The sequence below is a fragment of the Streptomyces sp. NPDC006265 genome (assembly GCF_040613555.1).
GTDB lineage: Bacteria > Actinomycetota > Actinomycetes > Streptomycetales > Streptomycetaceae > Streptomyces.
On the sequence record NZ_JBEXSH010001158.1, the window covers coordinates 1 to 2268 of the forward strand.

At 72.8% G+C, this 2268-nt stretch carries 2 protein-coding genes and 2 pseudogenes; 3 read left to right on the forward strand and 1 reads right to left on the reverse strand.

The window, feature by feature from the left end; all coding sequences use genetic code 11:
* Positions 1 to 32: 32 nt before the first annotated feature.
* Positions 33 to 602 (reverse strand): annotated as a pseudogene (locus ABZ281_RS46495) (aminotransferase class I/II-fold pyridoxal phosphate-dependent enzyme); the annotation flags it as partial.
* Positions 603 to 649: 47 nt separating this feature from the next.
* On the opposite strand from ABZ281_RS46495, the gene ABZ281_RS46500 reads away from it, so the two are divergent.
* From ABZ281_RS46500 to ABZ281_RS46510, 3 genes and pseudogenes are all read left to right on the forward strand, one after another.
* The gene (locus tag ABZ281_RS46500) at positions 650 to 1198 is read left to right on the forward strand and encodes a carboxymuconolactone decarboxylase family protein (RefSeq protein WP_356664559.1); all 549 of its coding nucleotides are present in this window, start codon (positions 650 to 652) and stop codon (positions 1196 to 1198) included.
* Complete coding sequence (locus ABZ281_RS46505) at positions 1195 to 1641, forward strand: carboxymuconolactone decarboxylase family protein (protein ID WP_356664561.1); 447 nt, start codon at positions 1195 to 1197, stop codon at positions 1639 to 1641. The genes ABZ281_RS46500 and ABZ281_RS46505 overlap by 4 nt, the downstream gene beginning before the upstream one ends.
* A pseudogene (locus ABZ281_RS46510) lies at positions 1638 to 2268 on the forward strand (isocitrate lyase/phosphoenolpyruvate mutase family protein); the annotation flags it as partial. The gene ABZ281_RS46505 and the pseudogene ABZ281_RS46510, both read left to right, overlap by 4 nt.

Below are 2268 nucleotides of genomic sequence, written 5' to 3' on the forward strand. Positions count from 1 at the left end.
CTGGGCTGCGATCAGGTCGGCGGGGAAGTTTCCCGCAGGACGGTACCGAGCAGCTTCAGGCCGTGCGCGAAGCCGGCGCACACCACGATCCGTTCGGGGTCGGCGCGCACGCCCCGGGCCCGGGAAAGGTACCCGGCGAGCGCGGCCCGCAGCTCGGGGCGGCCACGCGGATCGCCGTAGTCCAAAGCCTGGTACGGGGCGGCCGTGAGGGCGCGGCGGGCGGCCTTCAGCCACTCCGTGCGCGGGAAGGACGCGAGGTCGGGGCTGCCGGGGCGCAGATCGTAGGCCGGACGGGCGGGGGCGCGGGGGTGGGGTGCCGTGCCGGACGGCGGGACGACCGCCCGCTCTGCGACCCGGGTGCCCGAGCCCTGCCGGGCGGTGAGCCAGCCCTCGGCGACGAGGTCGGCGTAGGCGTCGGCGACGGTGTTGCGGGCGATGCCCAGGTCGGCGGCGAGTGCTCGGGAGGAGGGCAGCCGGGTGCCGGGGGCCAGCCGGCCGGAGCGCACGGCCTCGCGCAGGGCGTCGGTCAGACCCCGGCGCAGGCCCGGTCCGGTCGGCTCCACCAGCAGGTCGATGCCCAGAGTGGCCCAGGGTTCTGCCATGGAAATGGACCATACTCCTGGGCTGCTTCCCTTTTAGGGTCGAGGGCATGACGACGCACACCGGCGAGACGACGCCCCAGGCAAGCGCCGAGTACGCCCCCGAGCGGCCCGCCCGCTTGGAGTGGGCCAAGCACGCGCCCGAGGTCTACAAGGCGATGGTCCGGCTGGAGACCGCCGCCCGTAAGGGCCTCGACCACACGCTGTACGAGCTGGTGAAGATCCGCGCCTCCCAGATCAACCACTGCGCGTTCTGCATCGACATGCACACCAAGGACGCCCTCGCGGCGGGTGAGAGCGTCGAGCGGATCGTGCAGCTCAGCGCCTGGGACGAGTCGCGGCACTTCTACACCGCGAAGGAGATCGCCGCGCTGGAGCTGACGGAGGCGGTGACGGTCCTGACTGGGGGCACCTCCCAGGCTTTCGGCTCTGGGGGAGGGTTCGTGCCGGACGAGGTCTACGACAACGCCGCGAAGCACTTCGAGGAGGCCGAGCTGGCGCAGGTCATCGCCGCGATCACGGTGATCAACGCCTGGAACCGGTTCGGGGTGACCTGCCGGATGGCGCCGGGGCACTACGAGCCCGGCCAGTACAAGTGACGACCCGGACCCGGCTGCTGGACCCGGCGGTCGGCCGGGCCATGTCGGCTCTGAGCGCCGCCGCGAAGCAGGGGCTCGGCGATCCGGCCCTGGCCGAACTCGTCGTCATCCGCGCCTCGCAGCTCAACCACTGCGCGTTCTGCCTCGACATGCATCTCGCGCTCGCCCGCGAGTACGGGGTGAGCGAGCGGCAGTTGGATCTGCTGGCCGCGTGGGAGGAGGCGGAGGACGTCTTCGACGAGCGGGAGCGGGCCGCGCTGGAGCTGACGGAGGCGGTCACGGTCCTCACGGACACGTTCGTGCCGGACGAGGTGTACGAGCGAGCCGCCCGGCACTTCGACGAGAGGCGGCTGGCCCATCTGATCGGGCTGGTCGTCGCCATCAACAACTGGAACCGGGTGATGGTGAGTCGCCGGATTCCGCCAGGGGATGACACGCCATGACCAAGACCGATGTGTTCCGGGCCCTGCACCGGGGCCGGGTTCCCGGTGATCCGCTCGTGCTGCCCGGGCCGTGGGACGCGGCCAGTGCGCGGGTGTTCGCCGAGGCCGGGTTCCCTGCGCTCGCCACGCCCAGCGCCGGGGTCGCCGCCTCGCTCGGCCACGAGGACGGGCAGGTCCCGGCCGACGAGATGTTCGCGGCGGTCGCCCGGATCGTCCGGGCCGTCGACGTGCCCGTGTCGGCGGACGTGGGTAGGGGTCCCCCCTGCTCGAGCGCAGCCGAGAGCTTGGGGGAGGCTACGGGCTCGCGCCGAAGGACCTCGTGGAGCGGCTGCTGGAGGTGGGGGCGGTCGGCTGCAACCTGGAGGACTCGGAGGACGGTGTGCTGAAGGACCCCCGCGTGCACGCCGCCTGGCTGGCCGAGGTGCGGGAGGCGGCCGGTGACCGGCTGTTCGTCAATGCGCGCGTGGACACCTTCTCCTGCGGGATCGACGACCCCGACCCGGCCATCGAGCGGGCCGCGCTGTACGTCGCCGCCGGGGCCGACTGCGTCTACCCGATCGAGGCCCCGCCGGAGATCCTGCCGCTGCTGCGGGCCGGGATCCAGGGGCCGATCAACGTGGGGGCCCC